Consider the following 24,188-nt stretch of genomic DNA (forward strand, 5'->3'; position numbering starts at 1 on the left):
GCTGGTCAGGCGCGCTTGTAGACGGGCGGGCGTTTCTCCGCGAAGGCGCGGGCGCCTTCCCTGGCGTCCGCGGTGTCGAAGACCGGCCGGCCGCGTGCGAGTTCGACGGCGAGCCCGTCGGTCTCCGTCATCTCGGCGGTCTCGTACACGGCGGCTTTGACGGCCTCGACGGCCAGCGGTCCGCAGCCGTTGATCCGTTCGGCGATCTCGAGGGCTTTGGCGAGGGCCGCGCCGTCGGGCACGACATGGCCGACGAGCCCTATGGCGGCGGCCTCGTGGGCGGAGTAGGGGCGCCCGGTCAGCAGCATCTCCAGGGCGTGGGTGCGCGGGATCTGGCGCTGGAGGCGGACCGTGGAGCCTCCGATCGGGAACAGGCCGCGCCGGACCTCGAAGAGACCGAAGGTCGCGGAGTCGGCCGCCACCCGGATGTCGGTGCCCTGGAGGATCTCGGTGCCGCCCGCCACACAGGGGCCCTCGACGGCGGCGATCACCGGTTTGCGGGGGCGGTGGTGGCGCAGCATCGCCTTCCAGTGCAGATCGGGGTCGGCGTCGAGCCGCTCCCGGTACCGCGGTCCCTCCATGCCGTTGCCGGCCAGGGCCTTGAGATCCATCCCGGCGCAGAAGGAGCCGCCCGCGCCGGTGAGCACGATCGAGCGGACGGCATCGTCCTCGTCGGCCTCGGTCCATCCGTCGTAGAGCCCCACCAGCATCGGCAACGAGAGCGCGTTCCTGGCCTCGGGCCTGTTGAGCGTGAGCACGAGTGTGGCGCCTTCGCGCTGCACGGTGAGGTGTTCCGTCCCACCCATCGCTTCCTCCCGTCCGCTGAACGAGAACAGGTTGCAGGAGGGCTGGGGCAAGGACAAGAGTTTTCTGACAGTCAGTCAGATTTCTTCGCCGAGCACCCTTCACAGTTGCGCCGGGCTTTGCTCTGATGACCGGCGAACCGTCGGATGTGTCCGTGTTCGCGGTGCGGACCCGGCATCAGGAGGAGCGGTGGAGTACAACCTTGCCGACCTGTTCGAGTCGGTCGTCGACGCGGCTGCGGACCGCGAGGCGCTCGTGTACGTCGACCATCCCGGCACGGGTGCGGAGCGCCGTCTCACGTACGCGGAGCTGGACCGGGCGGCCAACCGCATCGGGCACCACCTGCTGGACGCGGGGATACGCCCGGGTGAACACCTGGGGCTGCATCTGTACAACGGTGTCGAGTACCTGCAGACGGTACTGGGCTGCCTCAAGGCCCGGATCGTTCCGGTCAACGTCAACTACCGCTACGTCCACGAGGAGTTGCTGTACCTCTACCGGGACGCGGACCTGGTCGCGCTGGTCTTCGACGCGGAGTTCACCGACCGGGTCGCGGCGGCGCTGCCGGGTGCGGAGAGGCTGCGGCACCTGGTGCGGGTGGGGGCCCCCGCGCCGGACACTGCCGCACTGCCCGTGGTGGACTTCGCCGAGGCCGAGGCCGCCGGTTCGCATGCGCGGGGGTTTCCACCCCGCTCGGGTGACGACCAGTTCATCATCTACACCGGTGGCACGACCGGCATGCCCAAGGGTGTGATGTGGCGGCAGGAGGACCTGTTCTTCTCCGGCCTGGGCGGCGGCGCCCCGACGGGCGAACCGGTCGGCAAGCCGGAGGAACTGGCCGAGCGGGTCACGGCCGGAGGCGACGGCATCACCTTCTTCCCCACTCCCCCGCTGATGCACGGCACGTCGACGCTCACGGCGTTCATCGGGTTCAACTTCGGGCAGCGGGTCGTGCTGCACCGCAAGTTCGTGCCGGAGGAAGTGCTGCGGACGATCGAGAAGGAGAAGGTCACCAGTGTGTCGCTGGTGGGCGACGCGATGCTGCGGCCGCTGATCGACGCGCTGAGCGGGCCGATGAAGGGCACCGACTGCTCGTCCCTGTTCAGCGTGTCGTCATCCGGCGCGATCATGTCGGAGACCGTGCGCGCACAGTTCCAGGCGCTCGTCCCGAACGCCGTGCTGCTGAACAACTTCGGCTCCTCGGAGTCCGGCTTCAACGGCACCGCGACCCCCGACTCCGGCCCGGACCGTGGCTTCCGCATCCGGGTCAACAACCGTACCCGGGTCGTGGATCCGGTCACCCACGAACCGGTGCCGGCCGGCGAGGTGGGCCGCATCGCCCAATGCGGCCACGTACCGCTCGGGTACTACAACGACCCGCGGAAGACGGCGGAGACGTTCTTCGAGAAGGACGGCGAGCGCTGGGTGCTGCTCGGCGACATGGCGACGGTGGACGAGGAGGGCGTCGTCACCGTCCTGGGGCGTGGCTCGCAGTGCATCAACACCGGCGGCGAGAAGGTCTACCCGGAAGAGGTCGAACAGGCGCTCAAGTCACACCCGGACGTGTACGACGCGCTGGTCGCCGGGGTGCCGGACGCGACGTGGGGCAACCGCGTGACGGCGGTGGTGCAGGCGCGCCGAGGCGCGGCATGTCCCTCCCTGGAGGAGATCCAGGCCCACTGCCGGACCCGGCTCGCGGGCTACAAGATCCCGCGCCGGCTGGTGGTCACGGACGTCATCCGGCGCTCACCCAGCGGCAAGGCGGACTACCGCTGGGCCAGGGAGGTGGCGGCGGCGGCGGACCGCTCCGCCTAGAAGGGGGTTTCGAAGGTCCGCTGCGGCGGCCGCGGTGTCCGGTGCGTGCTCTCGGCGTACCGGACGAAATCCCTTGTACTGGGGGTAGTTGGGGTTTCTGCCGGTGCGGCGAGTGGGGTCCGCGCTGCTCGAAGGGCTTGGGGGAGCGTGCCGTGCGCCATGGGCGTTGTGCGGGACTTCGAAACACGCCCCAAGGGGTGTCCCGCCGTTTCCGCCGGCGCGCGCCGCCACGACCCCAGGGCTCGGGCAGTTCAGGAACCCGAGCCCTGGGCGAGCGGCGCCAAGGGTGGTCAGTTGCGGTAGCCGGCGCTCTCCCGGTGGTCCGGCATCGCGCCCAGCCGCTCGAAACGCTCCTGGACGTTGGCGGCGAAGGCCTGCTGTTCGGATCCGGGGTAGGCCTGCCCGGTGCTGGCCATGGCGACCGTCAGGACACCGCTGATCGGCGCGCCGGGCGACGTACGCACCGGCGTGCACAGGAAGGTGAACTCCTGCGGCCGTGGATCGTCGTACGTGGTGAGGGACACCTGGGACAGTGTGGTGGGCTGCCCGGTGCGGTAGGCGTCGTCCATCGCGTTGAAGACACCTATGGCCTCCAGGCCGGGCAGCACCATCCGGCCGGGGCTGAACTGCGGGACCATGCCGAAGGCCGCACCCTGCTTGGCGTTGGCGTAGCGCAGAAGGTGGTTGGGGCCCTCGGTGAGCATGATGGGGAAGGGCGCACCGTCGAACACGGCGAACAGCTCCTGCTGCTGGGCCAGCAGGCTGTCGCGCAGCTTGAAGTCGGACAGCAGGGTCTGGGTGAGTTCCTGCATGCCCTCGCGCAGGCCGCGGTCCCAGGACCGGGGCTGGAAGTCGGCGACACACACGGTGCCCAGGATCATGCCCGTGTTGTCGCGCAGCGGCGTGCCGAGGTAGGAACGCACGCCCAGGTCGTTGACGAGGGGGTTGCCCTTGAAGCGGGGGTAGTCGAAGACGTCTTCCAGGGCCAGTTGGGAGCCCTGGGCCACCACATGGGGGCAGAAGCCGTAGTCGCCGGGCGCCTCCCGGGAGAGGTTGCTGAGGTCGAAGGCGATCCCGCCGCCGTCGGGGTTCACCTTGTCGTCGGGCGACGCGGTGGGCACGTACATGCCCCGGAACATCTGCCGCTCGTCGTTGATGAAGTTGACCATGGCCAGAGGTGACTGGGTGAAACTGGCTGCCAGCCGCGCGACACGGTCGAACGTGGCTTCCGCCTCGACGGTATTGAGGCCGAGAACCTGCAGTCGTAGCTTCCGTTGCTCACCCGCGAGCCGGGCGTGGTCAGGAGAGAGGGGATCCATGAGATCAGATGAAAGCAGAATCCTGACTGCCGCGGACCGCCCCACCCGCTGATTTCCGCATCACTTGGCTCACGCACATCGCCTCGCGAACCCATCATAGGTGGCCGGAGTGCCTGCGCGTCTCCTGTGCCCACGCGAGGACGTCCAGATGCCCAAACCGGGATTCTGTCCAAATATTTCCAGGTTTCAACCTCCGGCGATCACTTCCCGCCATTCCTTGAGCGCCCATCGAGCGGAAACGATCCTGCGTACGACAATCGTGCGACGGGCCGGTTTTCGACGTCGCCGGATTCTGTCCGAACTCCCATGTGATGATCGAACCTTGGTTCGGATTCCTGTGGGCTGTGACGGACGGGACATGTCGCCGCTGGTGCGGCCCGTGTGTAATGGGTCTGTGCGATGCACCTGCGAGAGAGGGCACAGCAGCGTGGGGCAAGTACGGTTCGAACTGCGGACCGCCCGTCACGAGAGACAGCGACTGCGCCGTTTCGGCCAGGGCGCGATGCGCGGTTTCCCGCCAAGATACACACCGCTCCTGACGGCCGGCTGTCCCGCCCTGACCAAAGGGCACCCATCTGCCCGAGAAGCTCTCCTGTCCGACGGACGGGCCCGGTACGACGGCGTACCGGGCTCCTGAGCGGACCGTTCCTTCCGCCCGGAGACGGGGGCCTGGCGGTACGGCGGCGTCGGACGCGATGGTGCGTCCACCGCGTCGCCCTCGGTAATGACGTGATGCCGCGTCAGCGGCCGCAAGGCCCTGCGGCGAGGTCAACTGCGCCAACTCCCATGGACAGTGGCGAACATCGAAGGAGTAACGGCATGAACAGGTCGGACGCGGACGCCCGGGCCGTGGCGGTGATCGGCGTGGGCTGCCGGCTTCCCGGCGCGTCGGGGCCCGACGAGCTGTGGACCCTCCTGCGGGACGGTACGGACGCCACCAGTGAGACCCCTCCGGAACGTTACGACGTGGACGCCCTCCACTCCCCCGCCCCCGGACCGGGCCGCATAGCCAGCCGCCGCGCGGGCTACCTGGACCACATCGCCGACTTCGACGCCGAGTTCTTCGGGATGTCCGCCACCGAGGCGGTGGAACTCGACCCGCAGCAGCGGCTGTTGCTGATGACGGCCTGGGAGGCCCTGGAGGACGCGGGGCAGCGGCCCGACCTGCTGGCCGGCAGCCGGACCGGGGTGTTCGTGGGCAACGCCCGTGCGGACTACCTGGAGTCGGCCCTGCGCCAGGGCCCGGACGGGGCGACCGCGGCACAGCTGAACAACTTCCGCTCGCTGCTGTCCGCCCGGATCTCCCACACCTTCGACTTCCGCGGCCCCAGCATGGTCGTGGACACGGCCTGCTCGTCCTCACTGGTCGCCGTCCACCAGGCCGTGCAGAGCCTGCGCGCCCGGGAGAGCCCCCTGGCCCTGGCCGCGGGGGTGAACCTCGCCCTCCGCCCGGACGAGGGCCTGGTGATGACCCAGGCCGGCGGCATGGCCGCCGACGGACGCAGCAAGTTCGGCGACGCGAGCGCCGACGGCCACGCCCCGAGCGACGCCGTGGCGGTCGTCGTCCTCAAGCGCCTGGCGGACGCCGTGGCAGACGGCGACCGCGTGCGCGCCGTCATCCAGGGCAGCGCCGTCGGCAACGACGGCCGCACCAGCGACTCGGTGCTCAACCCCTCGCTCGAGGGCCAGATCGACGTGCTGCGCTGGGCGTACGAGGACGCCGGGATCGATCCCGCGGACGTCGACTACGTCGAGGCGCACGGCTCCGGCTCGCCTTCGCTCGACCCCCTGGAACTCACCGCGCTGGGGCGGGTCCTGGGCGAGGGGCGCCCGGCCGGCCGGCCGCTGCTGGTCGGCTCGGTCAAGACGAACACCGGGCACGCGGAGGCCGCGGGCGGCCTGGCCGGACTGATCAAGGCGGTGCTCTGCCTGGAGCGCGGTCAGGTGCCCGCGAGCCTGCACCTGACCGCGCCGAACCCCGAGGTGGCCTGGGACGACCTGCCGCTGGTGGTGCCGACCGGGCTGGTCGACCTGCCCGAGACGGGCCGGCCCGCCGTCGCCGGGGTCTCGGGGCAGGGCTCCTCGGCGCTCAACGCGCACGTGGTGATCCGCAGCCCCGCTCCCGCCGAAGCACCCGCCGCGCCCCGCCCCCCGCGCGATCCGGCGCCCTCCGCCCGGACCACGGGCCCCACACCGTACGTCCTGGTGCTCTCCGCGCGCGGCCCCGCCGCCCTGGAGGCGCTCGCCCGGTCGTACGCGGCGTACCTCTCCCCCGGCGGTGCCGGGGCCGCGTACCCCGTGCGGGACATCTGCTACAGCGCGGCCACCCGCCGGCAGCATCACGAGCACCGCCTCGCGGTCGTCGGGGCGAGCCACGAGGAACTCGTGGCGGCACTCACCGGGTCCCCGGCCCTGGGCGGCAGACCGCTGTCGGCCGTCGCCGAGCGCTACCGCCGGGGTGAGGACGTGGACTGGGAAGCGGTGTTCGGCGGGCCGGGCCACTTCGTCCCGCTGCCCACCTACCCGTGGCAGACCAAGCGGTACTGGCCCGGCGAGGAGCACGACGACGACCGCGGCGACCTGGCGTCCTGGGTGCTGCGCGAGCACGCCCGCACCGGATTCGACGACACCTCCACGCTCACCGACATCGGCATCGACTCGCTGGCCAAACTGCGGATCATCGTCGAGTTGGCCAAGCGGTCCAGCCAGGAGGTCGACCCAGAGGAGTTCGGCAGGCTGCGCACCGTGGGCGAGCTGCGCCGCTGGACGCGCGAACTCGAGGCGGCCGCCCGATGAGCCACCCGGAGACCGCGTACGCCTGGTTCGCCCGCTCCGCCGACGCCTACGGGGAAGACGCCGTCGCGCTCGAGGTGGGCGAGTACCGGCTCACCTACGCGCACCTGCGCGACCTGGCGGAGCGGCTGGCCGCCCGGCTCGTCCTCTCGGCGGGCGGCACCCCGCCGCGCCGGGTGGGTCTGCTGGCGAACCGTTCGGTGACCGCGTACGCCGGCTATCTCGCCATCCTGCGGGCCGGCGCGACCGTCGTCCCCCTCAACCCCGAGCACCCCCCGTCCCGTACGGCCGAGATCGTGAAGGCCGCCGAGGCGGAGGTCGTACTGGCGGACACCGCCGGCGCGGGCACCGGCCTGGGGGTGCCCGTCCTCACCGTGGGGCCCGACGAACTCGCGGCGCCGACCCGGGAGCCGGCACCCGAACTGCCGTGTCCGCCGACGGGCCCCGACGACATCGCGTACGTCATCTTCACGTCCGGATCGACCGGCACCCCCAAGGGCGTACCGATCCGGCACCGCAACATCGCCGCCTACCTCGCCCAGGTCGCGCCGCGGTACGACATCGCGCCCGGCAGCCGGCTGTCGCAGTGCTTCGAGCTGACCTTCGACGGCTCTGTGCACGACCTTTTCGTCGCCTGGGCGGGCGGCGGTACTCTCGTGGTACCGCGCCGCAGCCAGCTGCTGTCCCCGGTGAAGACCGTCAACTCCCTGCGTCTGACCCACTGGTTCTCGGTTCCGTCGCTGATCTCCTTCGCCTCCCGCCTCGGCACGCTGGAGCCCGGCAGCATGCCCACCCTGCGGTGGAGCGTCTTCGGCGGTGAACCGCTCACCCTGGAGGCGGCCCGTCAGTGGCGGGCCGCCGCACCCGGCAGCCGTCTGGAGGTGCTCTACGGGCCGACCGAACTCACCATCTCCTGCACGGCGTACCGGTTCCCGGACGACCCGGCGAAGTGGCCCGACACCCCGAACGGGACGGCCCCGATCGGCACCGGCTATCCGGTCCTCGACCTGCTGCTGGTCGGCGAGGACGGCCGGCCCGCGGACAGCGGAGAGCTGTGCGTGCGCGGACCGTTGCGGTTCCCCGGCTACCTCGACCCGACGAACAACGCCGGACGCTTCCTGGACCCGGACGGACGGCCCGGCGGCGACGGGCCGCTCACCGAGCGGCACTGGTACCGCACCGGGGACCGGGTGGCGATGCGCAACGGGCAGCTGGTCCACCTCGGGCGCACCGACCACCAGGTGAAGATCCGCGGGTACCGGATCGAACTCGGGGAGATCGAGGCCATGGTGCGGCAGCAGGCGGGGGTACGGGACGCGGTCGTCCTCGCGGTGCCCGCGCCCGACGGCGAGCCGGAGCTGTATGCCGCGGTGAGCGGAGACGGCTGTACGTCCGACGGGCTGTTCGCGGCGCTGGGCGAGCGGCTGCCGCCGTACATGCTGCCCCGCCGGATCGCCGTCCTCGATCAACTGCCGCTGAACGCCAATGGCAAGATCGACCGGCGGGCCCTGCTCGACGACCTCGGACGCTCCCGCTGATGCACGCCCGTCCGGGTCACGGCACCACAACGCCCCCTCCCCCGACGTCTGTTGTGAGGCAACCCAGATGTACGACGCCATCGTGGTAGGCGCCCGTTGCGCCGGTGCGTCCACCGCCATGCTGCTCGGTCGCGCGGGATACCGGGTACTCCTGCTCGACAGGGCGCCCTCCGGGACGGACACCCTCTCCACCCATCTCATCCACCAGCCGGGAGTGGCGGCGCTCGCCCGCTGGGGGCTGCTGGACGCGGTACGGGCCTCCGGGTGCCCGCCCCTGGACCGCGTGGTCTACCAGGTCGCCGACATCCGCCTCGAGGGGTGCTCCCGGGGCGTGGAAGGGCAGCGGGCGGCGTTCGCGCCGCGGCGCCAGGTCCTGGACGCACTCCTGGTGGAGGCGGCGGCCGCGGCGGGCGTCGAGGTGCGCCACCACTGCCGGGTCACGGGACTGCTGCACGACTCGGGCGGACGGGTCGTGGGGGTGGAGGGAACATCCGGGGAGCGCTCCCTCACCGAACGCGCGCATCTGGTGATCGGCGCGGACGGTATGCGCTCCACCGTCGCCCGGCTCGCGCAGGCGCCGTACACGGTCGAGTCCCCCCGGCTGACCTGTGCCTACTACACGTACTGGGCGGATGTCCCGGCGACCCTGGAGCTGCACGAGAGGCCGGGCAGCTGGGTCGCGGCCGTGGCCACCCACGACGAGGCGACGCTGGTCCTCGCCTACTTCCCGCAGTCCCGCTTCGAGGAGGTCCGCACCGACGCCCGGCGGGCCTACCTCGACCAGATCCGCACCACCGCTCCCGCCCTGTACGAGCGGCTGGCCGGCAGGGAGCCCCTGGAGCGACTGAGGGGCACCGGTGACCAGCAGAACTTCTTCCGGCAGGCGGCCGGGCCCGGCTGGGTCCTGGTGGGCGACGCGGGGCACCACAAGGACTCCATCACCGCGCGCGGGATCAGTGACGCGTTCCTCCAGGCCGACGCTCTGACCCGCCGGCTGGAGGGCCGGCTCGGCGGCGACCCGTCCGGACTCGACGCCGCCCTCGGGGAATTCGCCAAGGAACGGGACGAAGCGCTCACCCCGGGCTACGAGTCCACCCTCGGCGTGGCTCAACTCACACCGCACGAACAGCGGCTGTCCCTGCTGCGCGCCGTGCAGAGGGATGCGGAACTGACCGCCATCTACTTCGACATGGTGGCCGGAATCGAGACGGCGCGCGCCCTCTATACACCCAGACTTCTGGCTCTGCTCTGATTGTCCCCCCGCGTCCGCCCCGGCGGCGACAGCAGCCAAAGCCTGCGACGGGCCTGGCAACTGGCTTGTACAAGCCGTTAGTTGCCCTAAGCGGAAGCTGACGCTGCTGCATGATCCTGATACGGTTCAGACTGATCGCCGACTTTCGACGACGGTGAGGTCAAGCCGCCGCGCCGGACGCAATCCGGCACTCGCACCGTCCCAACCGAACCAGTGCTTCGCTGCCGTACGAGGAATCAGATGCCAGGCACCCGCGACCGGCGGACGCGTCATCGGTCCGCCCCGCGCAGATCTCTCCGATTCTCGTTCGTCCTGCCCTTCGTCGTGCCCGCCGTCTGTCTGACCGGACTGTGGGGGTACACGGCGGCCGGTCTCGTCGACGAGCACGTCCAGTTGCAGGCCGACGCGGACCACGACACGTCCGCCGCCCGGCCTGCCCAGGCCGTGCTCTCGGCCCTGCAGAACGAGCGCCGACTGACCGCCGTCTGGCAGGCGGGTCGCGCGGGCGCCGCCCGCGGTGACCTCGAGGCCGCCCGGAAGAAGACCGACACCGCCCTCACCGCCTACCGTGACTCCTCGGGCCTGGACACGGCGGCGCTTCGACGCCGGGCGAAGTCGCTCGAGGACGCGCTGGCCGCGCTGTCCGACCGCCGACGGGCGATGGACGCCCGCACGCTGTCCGCGGCCGACACCTTCCAGTACTTCACCGACACCATCTCCCAGGGCGTGTCACTGGTGACCGCCGCCGTCCGCAGCGACAACGGCGCCCTGGCGCGGGGCGGCTCCGCCACCGTCTCCCTGGTGCAGATCACGGAAATGCTCTCGCGCCAGGACGCCCTGCTGTCCGGTGTGCTGCCCTCCGGGCGCATACCGGCGACGACCCGCGCCCAGTTCGCGGAATACCTGGCGCTCCAGCGGGAGTTCAGCACCGGCCTGACCGCCCGTGACCTGCCCGACGGGGCGGCCGCGGGCTATGCGCAGGTCACCGGCGGCGCCCAGTGGACGACGCTGGGCACGCTCGGCGATTCCGTGGCGTCCGCCCAGGGCACGACACTGCCTTCGAAGGCCTCGACGTGGCCCGACACCGCGAGCGGTGTTCTGGGTGATCTCCAGTCGCTGGGCGCGGACTCCGTGCGGGGGCTTGCGGACGACGCCTCGCACCGGGCCGACGAACTGCTGCTCGGCATGCTCCTGGGCACCGCCGCCACCCTGGCCGCGCTGGCCGGCGGTGCCGTTCTCGCGCTGCGCGCCCGTAGCGCCACGCTGGGCCGGGTGTCCGAACTCGAGGCGCGGGCCGAGGAACTGTCCCGCACCCTGCCCCGGTTGCTGGCCCGTATCGAGCGCGGCGAGCACGTGGACCCGGCCGTCCTCGGCCCGCAGGGCCACCAGGCCGGCGACGAGCTGGAGCGGCTGGCCGGGGCCATCGACCGGCTGGGCCGGGTCGCCGCGGACACCGCGATGCGTCAGTCCAGGGGCCGCGAGGGGACCGAGAAGGTCTTCGCACAGCTCATCCGCCGCACCCAGATCCTGATCCACCGTCTGATCTCGCTCCTGGACGACCTGGAGCGCAAGCACGAGGACTCCGACCTGCTGAAGGACATCTTCAAGGTCGACCACCTCGCGACCCGTGTGCGACGGCACGCGGAGAACCTGGTGATCCTCAGCGGTTCCCCGCCGAGCCGCCGGATGACCGCGCCCGTCTCCATCACCGACGTGATGCGCAGTGCGGTCGCGGAGACCGAGCAGTACACGCGCGTGAAGGTGAAGAACGTGCCCGCCGAGCGGCGTGTCGCCCTCGCGGGCCGGGCCGTGGCGGACGTCACGCACCTGCTCGCCGAGCTGATCGAGAACGGCACGAGCTTCTCCCCGCCGGACACCCAGGTGTTCGTGAGCGCCACCAAGGTGGCCAAGGGGCTGGCCATCCATGTCGAGGACCACGGACTCGGTATACCGCCCGACAAGATGGCGGACGCCAACGAACTGCTCGCCCACCCGCCCAAGCTGGACATGACGTCCCTGGGCGAGGACCCGCGTCTCGGCCACTTCGTGGTCGCCCGGCTGGCCGAGCGGCACAGGATCAACGTGGAGCTGCGCGAGTCCGTCTACGGCGGCACGCTCGTCGTCGTGCTGTTGCCCTCGGAGCTGCTGGAGGAGCTCCAGTCGCCGGTCCTCGACCAGCTCAGGTCGGCGGCCGCGGCGGCCGGCAACGTGCTGCGGAGCGAGCCCCGGGCCGAGGACAGGGCGCTCGCGGGCGCGGCTGTGGGAGCGGCCGGGAGCGTGGCCGCGTCGGCGGTCGCGGCGGCGGACGTGCTCACGCACTCCCGCATCGCGGATCACAGCGGCTTCCCCGAGTACGGAGGTGCAGGTCTGTTGCCGCCCGTGTCGGAACACCCCGTGCCCCCGTCCGGCCCGGACCGGTGGGCCACCCCGCAGCAGGCCCCGGCGCCACGGGCTGCGGCCTCCGCGGCGGGGTCCGGGTACACCGGGCCGCCGACCGAGCCCACCGGGCGGCCGTCGCAGTACGGCGGGCCGCAGTCCGGGTACGGCGGGCCGCAGGCCGGGCCGCCGCCGGGACAGGAGCGACCCCGGGCCGGGCGTCCGCCGGAGCAGGACCGCCCCCAGGCCGGGCCGCCGCCCGGCCGTGAGCCCGCGGCGGGGCGCACCGCGCCCGCCGGGCAGGCGCCCGCGCCCGGTGCGGCGCACCGGCTGACGACGCCCCCGGTGCTGCCGCAGCGGACCCGGGGAGCCAGCCTCGCGCAGCAGTTGCGCAGGGAGGCCGCACAGACTCAGGGCCGGCCCGAGGGTGAGGAGGACGACGGTGTCATCTCCCCGGAGGCTTCGGCGCGCGCGATGATCGCCATTCAGCAGGGGCTGAAGCGGGCCCGGACGTCCGATCCGGACGGACCGGCCGGTGCGTAGGGCCGGCCGCACGATTCAGGGGGACCCCGGTGCCAATCGACTGTGAGGGAACGTTGAGCAATGACTGAGCAGGTACATCCCGGGCCGCAGCTGGACTGGCTCCTCGACGGCCTGGTGGACCGGATCCCGGAGATCCGCTGTGCCATCGTGCTGTCCGGGGACGGGCTCCTCATCGGCAAGTCGAAGGACCTGCGCCGCGACGACGCCGAGCACCTGTCCGCGGTGGGGTCGGGCATGCACAGCCTGGCCCGGGGCGCCGCGCGCCACTTCCACGGCGGGGAGGTCCAGCAGACGGTCATCCAGATGGAGAGGGCGTTCCTGTTCGTCACGGCCGCGGGCAGGGGCGCCCGGCTGGCCGCGATCGCCTCGGAGGAAGTGGATGTGGGGATGATGGCGTTCGAGATGGGCACGCTCGTCAAGCAGGTCGGCCAATACATGAGCGCCGCGCCTCGCGTCCAGACATCGTCCGGCGGTCTTATTCAGGATGCGTGAACCGCGGTGGCTCGACGGTGCGGAGGCCGGGCGGCATTTACGGCCGTACGCCATCACGGGCGGGCGCACCCGCCACAGTCAGCACACGTTCACACTGATCACGCTGGTCGTCGCGCGGTCCGAGGCTGAGTTCGAGTACGAGTACCTGGAGCCGGAGTCGGTCCAGATCCTCGAGCTGTGCCGGGACCGCGCGGTGGCGGTCGCCGAGATCGCCGCGCATCTGGACCTGCCCGTGAGCGTGGTGAAGATCCTGTGCGGGGATCTGCTCAACGCCTCGCTCATCATCGTCCAGTCGCCGCCCGGGCAGGACGAGCAGCCGAGTGTGGAAATCATCGAAAGGGTGATGGATGGTATCCGTCAGCTCTGAGCCGGTCATGCCCACCGCGCTGAAGATCCTCATCGCGGGCGGTTTCGGCGTGGGCAAGACCACCATGGTGGGCTCGGTCAGCGAGGTGCCCCCGCTGGAGACCGAGGAGCGCATGACCGAGGCGAGCCTGGGGGTCGACGACCTGACCGGGGTGGAGGGCAAGTCGTCGACCACGGTCGCCATGGACTTCGGCCGGATCACCATTGCGCCGGAGCTGGTGCTGTACCTGTTCGGCACACCCGGGCAGGACCGGTTCTGGTTCATGTGGGACGACCTGGCGACGGGCGCGCTGGCAGCGGTCGTGCTCGCCGACACGCGCCGGCTGGACGCCTCGTTCGCCTCGATCGACTTCTTCGAGGCGCGGGAGATCCCCTTCGCGGTGGGGGTCAACTGCTTCGACGGGCGCCGGGACTGCACGGCGGAGCAGGTCCGGGCGGCGCTGGACCTGGACGCGTCCACACCGGTGCTCCTGTGCGACGTACGGGACCGCAACTCCAGCAAGGCGGTTCTGCTGGCGGTCCTGGAGGCGGCCCGGGCCCGGGCGGCGGCCCGTCTGGCCTCTCCGGCGGGCCGCTGACAGCCGAGGTCAGCCCGTTCGGCCCGCGAGGAAGGCGCCCACCCGGGTCGCGAAGTGCTCGGGGTCGTCCAGCCACGGGTAGTGCCCGGCGCCCGGCTGGACCGTGACCTCGGCGCGGGGAAGAAGCTCGGTGAGGCGGCGGGCGAGATCGGGCCGAGGGCCGCCGTCGAGTTCGCCGGCGTACACGAGGACCGGTGCGGTCAGCCGGGCGAGCGCGGCCAGGGTGGCGGGCGGGTCGAACGCCGCGTCGGCGAGGAAGACGTCGGCCGCCGCGTCATTGGCCTGCCCCGCCCGGTCCGCCACGTGCTCCTGTGCCGCCGCGTCCCACCTCCCGTAGAAGAAGGGTATGAACACCGGGTCGAAGTCGCCCTCACCCTTCAGCCAGGCCTCGAACGCGGGGAAGGCCTTCGCGAACCAGGGCTCGCCCTCGCGCAGCCGTGCCGCCTCGAGCCGGTCCTCGGCCGTGGCGGGCATGCCGAGCGCCCAGGGGGTGACGGTGATCAGGGCGAGCCGGGCGACACGTTCGGGGAACCGGGCCGCGTGGAGCAGGGCGAGGCTGCCGCCCGCCGAGTGCGCGAGGATGTCCATGCGCTCGAGTCCGAGGTGCTCGCGCAGCGCCTCCACGTCGTCGACGAGCCGGTCGCAGCGGTATGTGTCCGGATCCGCCGGCACGGCCGAGTCCCCGGTCCCGCGCAGATCGAGCAGCACGAGCCGCCGGCGGCGGTCGAGCCCGCCGAGGTCCCCGAGGTACGCGGAGGCGCGCATCGGCCCGCCGGGCAGTACGACGAGCGGTTCCCCTCCTCCGCGCAGGTGGTAGGCGAGTCGGGTCCCGTCGTACGCGTCGAAGGTCGGCATGTACCTGATCTTCGCGGTGAAGCGGACTCGCCGCAAGAAAGTTCCGGCCGGCCTCTTGCCTCCGGCCGGGTGCGCTGGATTACTGATCCTCGACAACTACCGAATGATCGGTTGACCGGTTTGCCACGTTTGTCGGGAGGCATCTCCATGGCGCACGCTCAGGGCCTGCTGGACGCGGGAGAACGGCTCGACGCTCAGGCGCTGCGCGCCCTGCAGCTGGAGCGGTTGCGGGCCTCGCTGCGGCATGCCTACGAGCACGTGCCCTTCTACCGGGAGTCCTTCGACAAGGCGGGAGTGCGGCCGGAGGACTGCCGTACGCTCGCGGATCTCGCCCGGTTCCCGTTCACCGTGAAGACGGACCTCAGGGAGCACTACCCGTACGGCATGTTCGCCGTCCCCAGGGAGCGGATCCGCCGTATCCACGCCTCCAGCGGCACCACCGGACGGCCCACGGTCGTCGGGTACACCGAGGGCGACCTGTCGACGTGGGCGGACATGGTGGCCCGGTCCATCCGCGCGGCGGGCGGCCGGCCCGGTGACACGGTGCACGTGGCGTACGGCTACGGCCTGTTCACCGGCGGCCTCGGCGCCCACTACGGCGCCGAACGCCTCGGCTGCACGGTGATCCCCGCCTCCGGTGGCATGACGGCCCGCCAGGTGCAGCTGATCCAGGACCTCGGGCCCGACGTCATCATGGTCACCCCCTCGTACATGCTCACCCTCCTGGACGAGTTCGAGCGCCAGGGCGTCGATCCGCGCACCACCTCGCTGCGGGTCGGCATCTTCGGAGCCGAGCCGTGGACCGAGGAGATGCGGCGCGAGATCGAGGAGCGGTTCGCGATCGACGCGGTCGACATCTACGGCCTGTCGGAGGTGATCGGTCCGGGTGTGGCGCAGGAGTGCGTCGAGACCAAGGACGGGCTCCATGTGTGGGAGGACCACTTCTACCCCGAGGTCGTCGACCCGGTCACGGGCGAGGTGCTGCCGGACGGTGAGGAGGGCGAACTGGTCTTCACCTCCCTCACCAAGGAGGCCATGCCCGTGATCCGGTACCGTACGCGGGACCTGACCCGGCTGCTGCCCGGCACCGCGCGAGTCTTCCGGCGCATCGAGAAGGTCACCGGGCGCAGCGACGACATGGTCATCCTGCGGGGCGTCAACCTCTTCCCCACGCAGATCGAGGAGATCGTGCTGCGCGCCCCGGGCGTGGCACCGCACTTCCAGCTCCGGCTCACCCGGGAGGGTCGGCTGGACGCGCTGACGGTGCGGGCCGAGGCCCGCCCCGGCGCCACCCCGGAGCAGCGTGAGGCGGCGGCGCTCGCCATCGCCGCGGCCGTGAAGGACGGGATCGGTGTGTCGGTGGGGGTCGAGATCGTCGAACCGGAGTCGCTGGAGCGGTCCGTGGGCAAGATCCGGCGCATCGTGGACCTGCGGCCGCGCTGACGCGTCCTCAGCCGCCGAACCGGTCCCGCAGCTCCCGCTTGAGGATCTTCCCGCTCGCGTTGCGCGGCAGCTCGTCCACGAACAGCACCCGCTTCGGCGCCTTGAAGTGCGGCAGCCTCTCGCGTACGTGGGCGATCAGCTCGGCCTCGGTCACCTCTCCGCGCGGTACGACGACCGCCGTGACCGCCTCGATCCACCGCTCGTCGGGCAGTCCGACGACCGCGGCCTCGGCGACCTGTTCGTGGGTGTACAGGGCGTCCTCGACCTGCCGGGAAGCGACCAGTACACCACCGGAGTTGATGACGTCCCTGACCCGGTCGACGATGGTGAAGTACCCGTCGGCGTCCCGCACGGCGAGGTCACCGGAGTGGAACCAGCCGTCGCGGAACGCCTCGGCGCTCTCCTCCGGCTTGTTCCAGTAGCCCTCGCACAACTGCGGTGACCGGTAGACGATTTCGCCCCGCTCCCCGTCGGGCACCTCCCTGCCCGACCCGTCGACGAGCCTCGCCTCCACGAACAGCACCGGGCGTCCGCACGAGTCCATGCGGCCCTTGTGCTCGCAGGGCCCGAGGACCATGGCGAGCGGGCCGATCTCGCTCTGTCCGAAGCAGTTGTAGAACGCGAGCTTCGGCAACCGCTCCTTCAGGCGCTCCAGGACGGGCACCGGCATGATCGAGGCGCCGTAGTACGCCTTGCGCAGCCCGCTCAGGTCGCGGGTGGCGAAGTCAGGGCGGTTCGCCAGGCCGATCCACACGGTGGGCGGCGCGAACAGGCTGTCGGCGCGGCCCGCCTCGACGAGGTCGAAGAGCCGGTCGCCGTCGGGCGCGTCCAGGATGACGTTCTCGGCGCCGACGGCGAGGTAGGGCAGCAGGAAGACGTGCATCTGCGCCGAGTGGTAGAGCGGCAGGGCGTGCACGGGCCGGTCGCCCGCGCTCAGGTCGAGGGCGGTGATCGCGCTCAGGTACTCGTGCACCAGGGCGCGGTGGGTCATCATCGCCCCCTTGGGCAGCGCGGTCGTGCCGGACGTGTACAGCAACTGCACCAGGTCCTCGGCGCGCGGTTCCCCGCCGTCGTACGGCACCGCCGCGGCCAGCCGCGCGAGCAGCGAGTCGTCCGCGTCGCGCAGGGGCAGCCGAGGTACGCCGTCCGGCAGATCGCCCGCGAGGTCCGGGTCCGCGAGGACGAGTGAGCAGCCGGACTGGCCGACGATGTACGCCAGGTCGTCGCCGGTCAGGTTCTGGTTCACCGGGACGTGCACCAGCCCGGCGCGGGCGCAGGCCAGGAAGGCGATCAGATAGGCGTCGGAGTTGTGGCCCAGTGCGCCGACCCGGTCGCCGGGGGCGAGCCCGGCCTCCCGCAGCACCCGGGCGGCGCGCGAGACGGCGTCGTCGAGTTCCGCGTAGGTCCACGACCGGTCGCCGTAGTGGACCGCCACCCGCGCCGGGGTGCGCCGAGCGCTGCGCCGCAGCGTGCCGTCGACCGTGACGCCACGTCCCGCCGTCATGTCCCGCTCCTCCCTGTCCCCGGGCCCTGGCGCGATCCTCGCCGCGCACGGCAGGCAGGTCAAGCAGCGGTCACACGGGGCGGGTACGGCCTTCCCAGTACGGTTCGCGCAGCCGCCGTTTGTACAGCTTGCCGTTGGGGTCGCGGGGCATCGACGCGATGAATTCGACGCTCCTGGGCCGCTTGTACCCGGCGAGTCGGCGTGCGCAGTGGTCGAGGATGTCCGTGGCGAGCGCCGGGCCGGGGTCGTGGCCCGGGGCCGGTTCGACGACGGCCTTGACCTCCTCCCCCCAGTCGTCGTGCGGGATGCCGAAGGCGGCCGCGTCGGCGACGGCGGGGTGGGTGAGCAGCGCGGCCTCGATCTCGGCCGGGTAGATGTTGACGCCGCCGGAGATGATCAGGTCGATCTTGCGGTCGCGCAGGAAGAGATAGCCGTCCTCGTCGAGGTGGCCGAGGTCTCCGACGGTGAAGAAGTCGCCGATGCGGTTCTTGCGCGTCTTGGCCTCGTCCCTGTGGTACGAGAAGCCGCCGGTGCTCATCCTCATGTAGACGGTGCCGAGTTCGCCGGGCGGCAGACGGTTTCCGTCGTCGTCGAAGACGGCGAGTTCGCTGATGGGCCACGCCTTGCCGACTGTGCCGGGCTTCTTCAGCCAGTCCTCGGCACTCGCGAAGGCGCCGCCGCCCTCGCTGGCCGCGTAGTACTCCTCCACGCACGTGCCCCACCACTCGATCATCGCCCGCTTCACATGGTCCGGGCACGGGGCGGCGCCGTGGATGGCGTGCCGCATGGACGTCACGTCGTAGCGGGCCTTCACCTCGTCGGGCAGGGCGAGCAGGCGGTGGAACTGGGTCGGCACCATGTGTGTGTGCGTGCAGCGGTGGGCGTCGATGAGGCGGAGCATCTCCTCGGGCGTCCACTTGTCCATCACGACCAGCCGGTGCCCGATGTGCAGGGACGCGCCCGCGAACTGGAGCACGGCCGTGTGGTACAGCGGCGAGCAGACGAGGTGGACGTTGTCGTCGTGGGGCTGGATGCCGAAGATGCCGAGGAAGCCGCCCAGGTAGGCCTCCTCGGGCGGTTTTCCGGGCAGCGGGCGGCGGATGCCGCGGGGACGGCCCGTGGTGCCCGAGGTGTAGTTCATGACCCAGCCGAGGGTGCGGTCGCCGGGCACCGACTCGGGCTGCCCGTCGAGGAGCTCGGCGTACGGCCGGAAGCCCTCGACCGCGCCGACGGAGTACCGGTGGGTGACCGGCAGCGCGGCCTCGTCGGCGGCGGCGCGTGCCGCGTCGGCGAACCGCTGGTGCGCGACGATCACCTTGGCGCCGGAGTCGGAGACGATCCAGGCGATCTCCGGCCCGACGAGGTGGTGGTTGACGGGGACGAGGTAGAGACCGGCCTGGGTGGCGGCCAGATAGGCGGTGAGGAACTCCGCCCCGTTGGGCAGGACGACGGCGAAGGAGTCGCCGGTGCGCAGCCCGGCGGCACGCAGCCCGTGCACCAGCTGGTTGGCGGCGGCGAGCAGCCGTCCGGCGGTCCACTCCGACCCGTCGGGCGCGATGAGGACGGTACGTTCGGGGTCCGCCGCTGCCTGCGCCCAGAAACCGATGGCGGCCTGGCTCATTGCTGGCTCCTTCCGGCGATCCGGTTGATGCGGTCGACGGCCCTCTCGAAGCCGCGGGTGAGGTCGTCGACGACGGTCTGGACGCTGCGTTCGCCGGTCATACGGCCGACGATCTGACCGACGGGCGTGCCGAGCAGCGGCTCCACCTCGTACTTCTGGATGCGGGTGATCGCCTCGGCGACCAGCAGGCCCTGCAGCGGCATGGGCAGGGCGCCCGGGCCCTGCGGGTCGTCCCAGGCGTCCGTCCACGTGGTACGCAGCTGCCGGGCCGGTTTGCCGGTCAGCGCCCGGGAGCGGACCGTGTCGCCCGAGCCGGCGGCCAGCAGCTTGCGGACGAGGACGGGTGAGGGGAGTTCGGCCTCGGTGGTGGTCAGCCAGATCGAGCCGAGCCAGACGCCCTGTGCGCCGAGTGCGAGGGCGGCGGCGACCTGCTGTCCGCTGCCGATGCCGCCGGCGGCCAGTACCGGCAACGGGTCGACGGCGTCGACCACTTCCGGCGTGAGCACCATGGTGGCGATCTCGCCGGTGTGGCCGCCGGCCTCGTATCCTTGCGCGACCACGATGTCGATGCCGGCCTCCTGGTGCTTGCGGGCGTGCCGGGCGCTGCCGGCGAGCGCGGCGACCGCGACGCCCTGGGAGTGGGCGCGTTCGACGACGTCGGCGGGCGGGGAGCCGAGAGCGTTGGCGAGCAGCCTGATCGGGTGGTCGAAGGCCACGTCGAGCTGTCTGCGGGCGACCTGTTCCATCCAGCCGGTGATCCGCCAGCCCGACGCGTCGCCCTCGGAGAGTTCGGGCACCCCGTGCGCGGCCAGGGTGTCCCTGACGAACTGCCGGTGTCCTTCCGGGATCATCGCCTCGACATCGGCCTCCGTCACGCCCTCCACCTTCTTGGCGGGCATGACGACGTCCAGTCCGTAGGGGCGGCCGTCGACGTGCGCGTCGACCCAGTCGAGGTCGCGCTTGAGGTCGTCGGGTGCGGTGTAGCGGACCGCGCCGAGCACGCCGAAACCGCCGGCCCGGCTGATCGCCGCGGCGACGGCGGGAAACGGCGTGAACCCGAAGAGGGCGTGCTCGATTCCGAGTTGCTTGCTCAGCTCCGTCTGCATGGGCGCAGGATGCCGCAGCGGCCGAGAGGACGGAAGAGGTTTTCTGATGGCCCGTCAGGTTTTTAGGGTGCTCCGGTTTTCGGCCGCGGCTCCCCGAGGTCCTCGAGCACCGCCATCGCCGCGTTGTGCCCGGGCACGCCGCTCACTCCGCCGCCGCGCACCGCGCCCGCGCCGCACAGCAGGACGTTCGCATGCCGGGTCTCCACACCCCAGCGGCCGGTGCCCTCCTCGGCATACGGCCAGGCAAGTTCGCGGTGGAAGATGTTGCCGCCGGGCAGCCGCAGGTCGCGCTCCAGGTCGAGCGGGGACCTGGCCTCGATGCAGGGGCGTCCCTCCGCGTCGACGGCCAGGCAGTTCTCGACCGGCTCGGCGAGGTGGGCGTCCAGCTGCGCCAGCGTCGACTTCAGCAGTTCCTCCCGTACGGCGTCGTTGTTCTCCTCGAAGAGCCGCGCGGGGGTGTGCAGGCCGAAGAGGGTGAGGGTCTGGTAGCCGCGTGCGACGAGGTCGGGGCCGAGGATGCTGGGATCGGTGAGCGAGTGGCAGTAGATCTCGGACGGCGGTGCGGTGGGCAGTGAGCCTGCGGCGGCCTGGGCGTGGGCGGCGGCCAGTTGCCCGTATCCCTCGGCGATGTGGAAGGTGCCGGAGAACGCCTCACGAGGGTCGACGGCGCTGTCGCGCAGCGCGGGCAGCCGGGTGAGCAGCATGTTCACCTTGAGCTGGGCGCCCTCGGCCGGGGCCGGCGGAGTGTCTCCGGTGAGGTGGGCCAGCTCCTGCGGGGAGGCGTTCACCAGGACGTGCCGGGCGGAGACGGTGCGCTCGCCGTCCGGGCTGCGGTAGGTGACCTCCGCGGTGCGCCCGTCGGTGTCGATCCGTACCGCCTCGCGCCCGGTGGCGATCACCGCACCGGCGGCGCGCGCCGCCGTCGCGAGCGCGTCGGTGAGGGCGCCCATGCCGCCGACGGGGACGTCCCAGGCGCCGGTGCCGCCACCGATGACGTGGTAGAGGAAGCAGCGGTTCTGCTTGAGGGAGTCGTCGTGGGCGTCGGCGAAGGTGCCGATGAGCGCGTCGGTGAGGACGACTCCGCGGACCAGGTCGTCGGTGAAGCGGGCCTCGATCGCGGCGCCGATCGGCTCCTCGAACAGGGCGTGCCACGCCTCCTCGTCGTCGATGCGGCGGCGCAGGTCGTCGCGGGTGGGGAGCGGCTCGGTGAGCGTCGGGAACACTCGCTGGGCCACGTGCCCGGTCATGCCGTAGAAGCGCTGCCAGGCCTCGAACTCGTGGTCGGAGCCGGTGAGCCGGGCGAACGCCTCCCGGGTGCGCCGCTCGCCACCGCCGACGAGCAGCCCGGTGGGGCGTCCGCCGCGCTCCACGGGCGTGTACGAGGAGACGGTGCGTGCCCGCACGCGGAAGTCCAGCTCCAGGTCCCGCACGATCTTCCGGGGCAGCAGGCTGACCAGGTAGGAGTAGCGCGACAGCCGCGCGTCGACCCCGTCGAAGGGACGCGTGGACACGGCGGCGCCGCCGGTGTGGTCCAGCCGCTCCAGCACGAGCACGGAACGCCCGGCCCGGGAGAGGTAGGCGGCGGCCACGAGGCCGTTGTGACCGCCGCCGACGATCACGGCGTCGTACTCCCCGTGTCTTGGGTGCGCTTCGTGTCCTTCGGGTGCAGGCATGCTTCTTCGTAGCACGCGATGATCCGGATCGGCCAGAGACGGGCCGGGCGCCGCCCACTCAGCCGACGTGTCCGCCCGCCTTGTACGGTACGGGCCGCGCGCCGGGGCCGAGCCGGGCCACGGCGCGCAGAACGTGCTTCGGGGGCAGTTGCCAGCGCACGCGTGCCGGGATGCGGCGCAGCAAGGTGCCGGCCAGGCGCAGCCGCCGGGTGACGGTCTGGGGGCCCGGGGCCGGGCGGCCGTAGAGTTCGTGGGCGTACGGGGGCAGGGCGGCGTACGCGAGGTCGGCGACGCGCCGCCACAGCAGGGCGCGCGCCGGGAACAGCAGCGGGTGGGTCGGCGGGCGCCGCAGGAAGTCGTCCACCTCCCGGGCCTCGGGTCCTGCGGCGAGTTCGGGCCGCACCTTCTCGAAGTACGCGGCCAACTCCCCCCGGTCCGCGGGGACCTGCCCGGGGTCGAGTCCGACCAGGGCGGCGGCGGCCCGGTTCTCCCGGATGTACCGGTCGGCAGCGGCGTCGGTGAGCGGGAACCCCGAGCGGCGCAGGACGTCGAGGTAGGAGCCGATCTCGGCGCAGTGCACCCACAGCAGCAGCCCGGGGTCGTCGAGGGCGTACCGCTCGCCCGTGCCGGGGTCGGTGGCGCCGAGCCTGCCGTGGATCTTCCGTACCCGCGCCGCCAGCCGCTCGGCGGCCTCGGTGGTGCCGTACGTCGTCGTCCCGACGAAGTTGGCGGTGCGCATCAGCCGGCCCCAGGCGTCGCGGCGGAAGTCGGAGTTCTGCAGGACGCCGCGCACGGTGGGCGGGTGCAGGGCCTGAAGGTAGAGCGCGCGGATGCCGGCGACCCACATCATGGGGTCGGCGTGCATCTGCCAGGTCACCGAGGAGGGCCCGTAGAACCCCGGATCCGCGTCCACCCGGCCAGTGTGACCGTGCCCGCCGGGCTCCATCAACCCGCCGGCGCACCGCGGTGCGCCGCCTCGGCAACTGGATCGGCGACCGGATCGGCCGTGCCGAGCACCGTGCGGCGGGGCAGTCCGTCCTCCGGGGGATCGGCCCCCGGGCTCAGGGGTCTTCGCACCATGCCCGCCCAGGCCGCGCGACCTGGGTGGACGCTCACGGTGCAAGGCCCCCGGAGCCCCGGCGGACGACAGTGCGGGCCGGTTTCCCGGGCACCCCGTGTGCCGCCTGCCGGGGCGAGGGCCGTCTCACAGAACGGCGACGGTCTCCTCGTTGGCGTAGCTGAACCCGTCGTTGTCGAAGTAGAAGACGGTGACCTTGACCTTGTCCCCCTTCTCGAAGTGCGACCCCACGGCCGGGCGCAGTGCGACCTGCGCGACGTGGCTGTCGTAGTCGCAGACGAGCTTGTCCTTCTTGATGGTGCCCGCGGCGATCGACTCGTCGTGGCTGTCGCGGAGGGTCGTCGCGTTGGCCACGAGCTCGTGGTCCATGCCGGGGTCGCAGGAGTAGGTGACCTTCACCTGCAGGCCCGGGGCATGGAGCGACACCTTGTCGATGGCCAGCAGGTTGGCCTTCGCCGCCGCTGACGGCGCGCCCACCAGGACGCCCGCACCGACCAGGAGAGCGGTGGCCGCCGTGCCGGCGAGACGTCGCCGGAGAGTGGATGACTGCATCGTTGTGTTCCTTCCCCCTTGCGCGGTCACCCTTGGTCGAGGCGTTGGAGGAGTCTCCAACTGAGCGGGTGACTACGGAAGTTGATCGATTTCCGATCTGGATGTTACGTGATCTTTGAGGGTTATGATGCCGGATGCCAGTTCTGAGACGCGTCGGCTCCCTCACCCCTAGGTCGCCGCCCCGGGCGGCAGGTTGAACGGCGTGACGACCTGGATCGGCGACGGAAGTCGTAGCCCCTCCTCGGGGAGTGCCCCGTGCGCCCGCATGACCGTCTGGCAGCCGCGACGCATGTCCTGGCGCAGGTCGTGGTGGAGTACGGCGGAGATGCGGCGCTCCCGCAGCAGGCGCACGTTGTTGTCCTGGTCGAGGTCGTGGGCGATGAAGACGGCCGGGGCACGGCCGAGCGCCGAAAAGGCCTGACGGGCGGTGTCGCGGATCGTGTACGGGTGTCCCATGGCTGTTCCGGGAAGTCGTGGGGG

General features: G+C 71.7%; 18 protein-coding genes and 1 pseudogene. 9 read left to right on the forward strand and 10 right to left on the reverse strand.

Annotation, left to right across the window (positions count from 1 at the left end):
- Positions 1–5: 5 nt before the first annotated feature.
- The gene (locus tag AC5WS8_RS01415; RefSeq protein ID WP_496101913.1) at positions 6–806 is read right to left on the reverse strand and encodes a crotonase/enoyl-CoA hydratase family protein; all 801 of its coding nucleotides are present in this window, start codon (positions 804–806) and stop codon (positions 6–8) included.
- Between the two features lie 187 nt (positions 807–993).
- Between AC5WS8_RS01415 and AC5WS8_RS01420 the strand changes: the two genes are divergently transcribed.
- Positions 994–2,619: an acyl-CoA synthetase gene (locus tag AC5WS8_RS01420; RefSeq protein WP_496101385.1), complete on the forward strand. Its 1,626-nt coding sequence runs from the start codon at positions 994–996 to the stop codon at positions 2,617–2,619.
- A gap of 290 nt (positions 2,620–2,909) precedes the next feature.
- Here the strand turns inward: AC5WS8_RS01420 and AC5WS8_RS01425 are convergent, their stop codons facing one another.
- Complete coding sequence (locus tag AC5WS8_RS01425) at positions 2,910–3,938, reverse strand: GAF domain-containing protein (protein ID WP_496101386.1); 1,029 nt, start codon at positions 3,936–3,938, stop codon at positions 2,910–2,912.
- A gap of 819 nt (positions 3,939–4,757) precedes the next feature.
- Here AC5WS8_RS01425 and AC5WS8_RS01430 point away from each other — a divergent pair.
- The 7 genes from AC5WS8_RS01430 to AC5WS8_RS01460 all read left to right on the forward strand — a co-directional run bounded on the left by AC5WS8_RS01430 (position 4,758) and on the right by AC5WS8_RS01460 (position 13,876).
- Positions 4,758–6,734: a beta-ketoacyl synthase N-terminal-like domain-containing protein gene (locus tag AC5WS8_RS01430; RefSeq protein ID WP_496101387.1), complete on the forward strand. Its 1,977-nt coding sequence runs from the start codon at positions 4,758–4,760 to the stop codon at positions 6,732–6,734.
- Entirely contained in the window at positions 6,731–8,269 is a 1,539-nt protein-coding gene (locus AC5WS8_RS01435) for an amino acid adenylation domain-containing protein (protein WP_496101388.1), read from the forward strand. The genes AC5WS8_RS01430 and AC5WS8_RS01435 overlap by 4 nt, the downstream gene beginning before the upstream one ends.
- Before the next feature lie 67 nt (positions 8,270–8,336).
- The gene (locus AC5WS8_RS01440) at positions 8,337–9,521 is read left to right on the forward strand and encodes an FAD-dependent oxidoreductase (RefSeq protein ID WP_496101389.1); all 1,185 of its coding nucleotides are present in this window, start codon (positions 8,337–8,339) and stop codon (positions 9,519–9,521) included.
- Between the two features lie 240 nt (positions 9,522–9,761).
- Entirely contained in the window at positions 9,762–12,440 is a 2,679-nt protein-coding gene (locus tag AC5WS8_RS01445; RefSeq protein WP_496101390.1) for a sensor histidine kinase, read from the forward strand.
- A gap of 60 nt (positions 12,441–12,500) precedes the next feature.
- Positions 12,501–12,932, forward strand: coding sequence for a roadblock/LC7 domain-containing protein (locus tag AC5WS8_RS01450; RefSeq protein ID WP_200419577.1), 432 nt, complete (start codon positions 12,501–12,503; stop codon positions 12,930–12,932).
- Positions 12,925–13,299 carry a DUF742 domain-containing protein gene (locus AC5WS8_RS01455; RefSeq protein ID WP_496101391.1) on the forward strand — a complete coding sequence of 125 codons (375 nt, stop codon included), beginning with the start codon at positions 12,925–12,927 and terminating at the stop codon, positions 13,297–13,299. Before AC5WS8_RS01450 ends, AC5WS8_RS01455 begins: the two co-directional genes overlap by 8 nt.
- The gene (locus AC5WS8_RS01460; protein ID WP_496101392.1) at positions 13,280–13,876 is read left to right on the forward strand and encodes a GTP-binding protein; all 597 of its coding nucleotides are present in this window, start codon (positions 13,280–13,282) and stop codon (positions 13,874–13,876) included. The genes AC5WS8_RS01455 and AC5WS8_RS01460 overlap by 20 nt, the downstream gene beginning before the upstream one ends.
- 9 nt (positions 13,877–13,885) lie before the next feature.
- Here the strand turns inward: AC5WS8_RS01460 and AC5WS8_RS01465 are convergent, their stop codons facing one another.
- Complete coding sequence (locus AC5WS8_RS01465; protein WP_496101393.1) at positions 13,886–14,731, reverse strand: alpha/beta fold hydrolase; 846 nt, start codon at positions 14,729–14,731, stop codon at positions 13,886–13,888.
- A gap of 147 nt (positions 14,732–14,878) precedes the next feature.
- Here AC5WS8_RS01465 and paaK point away from each other — a divergent pair, with 147 nt between their 5' ends.
- A complete protein-coding gene (paaK, locus tag AC5WS8_RS01470) occupies positions 14,879–16,174 on the forward strand; it encodes a phenylacetate--CoA ligase PaaK (protein ID WP_496101394.1) in 1,296 nt (431 codons plus the stop codon).
- Between the two features lie 7 nt (positions 16,175–16,181).
- Here paaK and AC5WS8_RS01475 read toward each other — a convergent pair whose 3' ends face one another.
- From AC5WS8_RS01475 to AC5WS8_RS01505, 7 genes and pseudogenes are all read right to left on the reverse strand, one after another.
- On the reverse strand, positions 16,182–17,678 hold the full coding sequence (locus AC5WS8_RS01475) for an acyl-CoA synthetase (protein ID WP_496101395.1): 1,497 nt from the start codon (positions 17,676–17,678) through the stop codon (positions 16,182–16,184).
- Between the two features lie 70 nt (positions 17,679–17,748).
- Entirely contained in the window at positions 17,749–19,299 is a 1,551-nt protein-coding gene (locus tag AC5WS8_RS01480; RefSeq protein ID WP_496101396.1) for an acyl-CoA synthetase, read from the reverse strand.
- Positions 19,296–20,405, reverse strand: a complete 1,110-nt coding sequence (locus AC5WS8_RS01485; RefSeq protein WP_496101397.1) for a nitronate monooxygenase — start codon at positions 20,403–20,405, stop codon at positions 19,296–19,298. Before AC5WS8_RS01485 ends, AC5WS8_RS01480 begins: the two co-directional genes overlap by 4 nt.
- A 62-nt stretch (positions 20,406–20,467) precedes the next feature.
- Positions 20,468–22,078, reverse strand: a complete 1,611-nt coding sequence (locus tag AC5WS8_RS01490) for a phytoene desaturase family protein (protein ID WP_496101398.1) — start codon at positions 22,076–22,078, stop codon at positions 20,468–20,470.
- Between the two features lie 58 nt (positions 22,079–22,136).
- Positions 22,137–23,024, reverse strand: coding sequence for an oxygenase MpaB family protein (locus tag AC5WS8_RS01495; protein ID WP_496101914.1), 888 nt, complete (start codon positions 23,022–23,024; stop codon positions 22,137–22,139).
- A gap of 258 nt (positions 23,025–23,282) precedes the next feature.
- Positions 23,283–23,708, reverse strand: coding sequence for a hypothetical protein (locus AC5WS8_RS01500; protein WP_496101399.1), 426 nt, complete (start codon positions 23,706–23,708; stop codon positions 23,283–23,285).
- A 168-nt stretch (positions 23,709–23,876) separates the two neighbouring features.
- Positions 23,877–24,128, reverse strand: a pseudogene (locus tag AC5WS8_RS01505) (LacI family transcriptional regulator); the annotation flags it as partial.
- Positions 24,129–24,188: the final 60 nt, after the last annotated feature.

This window comes from Streptomyces sp. PTL18, from assembly GCF_059510295.1.

Coding starts and splice junctions, on each gene's coding strand:
- AC5WS8_RS01490 (WP_496101398.1), bottom strand. CDS start 22,078: ATGCCTGCACCCGAAGGACACGAAGCGCACCCAAGACACGGGGAGTAC.
- AC5WS8_RS01475 (WP_496101395.1), bottom strand. CDS start 17,678: ATGACGGCGGGACGTGGCGTCACGGTCGACGGCACGCTGCGGCGCAGC.
- AC5WS8_RS01430 (WP_496101387.1), top strand. CDS start 4,758: ATGAACAGGTCGGACGCGGACGCCCGGGCCGTGGCGGTGATCGGCGTG.
- AC5WS8_RS01460 (WP_496101392.1), top strand. CDS start 13,280: ATGGTATCCGTCAGCTCTGAGCCGGTCATGCCCACCGCGCTGAAGATC.
- AC5WS8_RS01425 (WP_496101386.1), bottom strand. CDS start 3,938: ATGGATCCCCTCTCTCCTGACCACGCCCGGCTCGCGGGTGAGCAACGG.
- AC5WS8_RS01455 (WP_496101391.1), top strand. CDS start 12,925: ATGCGTGAACCGCGGTGGCTCGACGGTGCGGAGGCCGGGCGGCATTTA.
- AC5WS8_RS01445 (WP_496101390.1), top strand. CDS start 9,762: ATGCCAGGCACCCGCGACCGGCGGACGCGTCATCGGTCCGCCCCGCGC.
- AC5WS8_RS01435 (WP_496101388.1), top strand. CDS start 6,731: ATGAGCCACCCGGAGACCGCGTACGCCTGGTTCGCCCGCTCCGCCGAC.
- AC5WS8_RS01480 (WP_496101396.1), bottom strand. CDS start 19,299: ATGAGCCAGGCCGCCATCGGTTTCTGGGCGCAGGCAGCGGCGGACCCC.
- AC5WS8_RS01485 (WP_496101397.1), bottom strand. CDS start 20,405: ATGCAGACGGAGCTGAGCAAGCAACTCGGAATCGAGCACGCCCTCTTC.
- AC5WS8_RS01450 (WP_200419577.1), top strand. CDS start 12,501: ATGACTGAGCAGGTACATCCCGGGCCGCAGCTGGACTGGCTCCTCGAC.
- AC5WS8_RS01465 (WP_496101393.1), bottom strand. CDS start 14,731: ATGCCGACCTTCGACGCGTACGACGGGACCCGACTCGCCTACCACCTG.
- AC5WS8_RS01415 (WP_496101913.1), bottom strand. CDS start 806: ATGGGTGGGACGGAACACCTCACCGTGCAGCGCGAAGGCGCCACACTC.
- AC5WS8_RS01500 (WP_496101399.1), bottom strand. CDS start 23,708: ATGCAGTCATCCACTCTCCGGCGACGTCTCGCCGGCACGGCGGCCACC.
- paaK (WP_496101394.1), top strand. CDS start 14,879: ATGGCGCACGCTCAGGGCCTGCTGGACGCGGGAGAACGGCTCGACGCT.
- AC5WS8_RS01495 (WP_496101914.1), bottom strand. CDS start 23,024: ATGGAGCCCGGCGGGCACGGTCACACTGGCCGGGTGGACGCGGATCCG.
- AC5WS8_RS01440 (WP_496101389.1), top strand. CDS start 8,337: ATGTACGACGCCATCGTGGTAGGCGCCCGTTGCGCCGGTGCGTCCACC.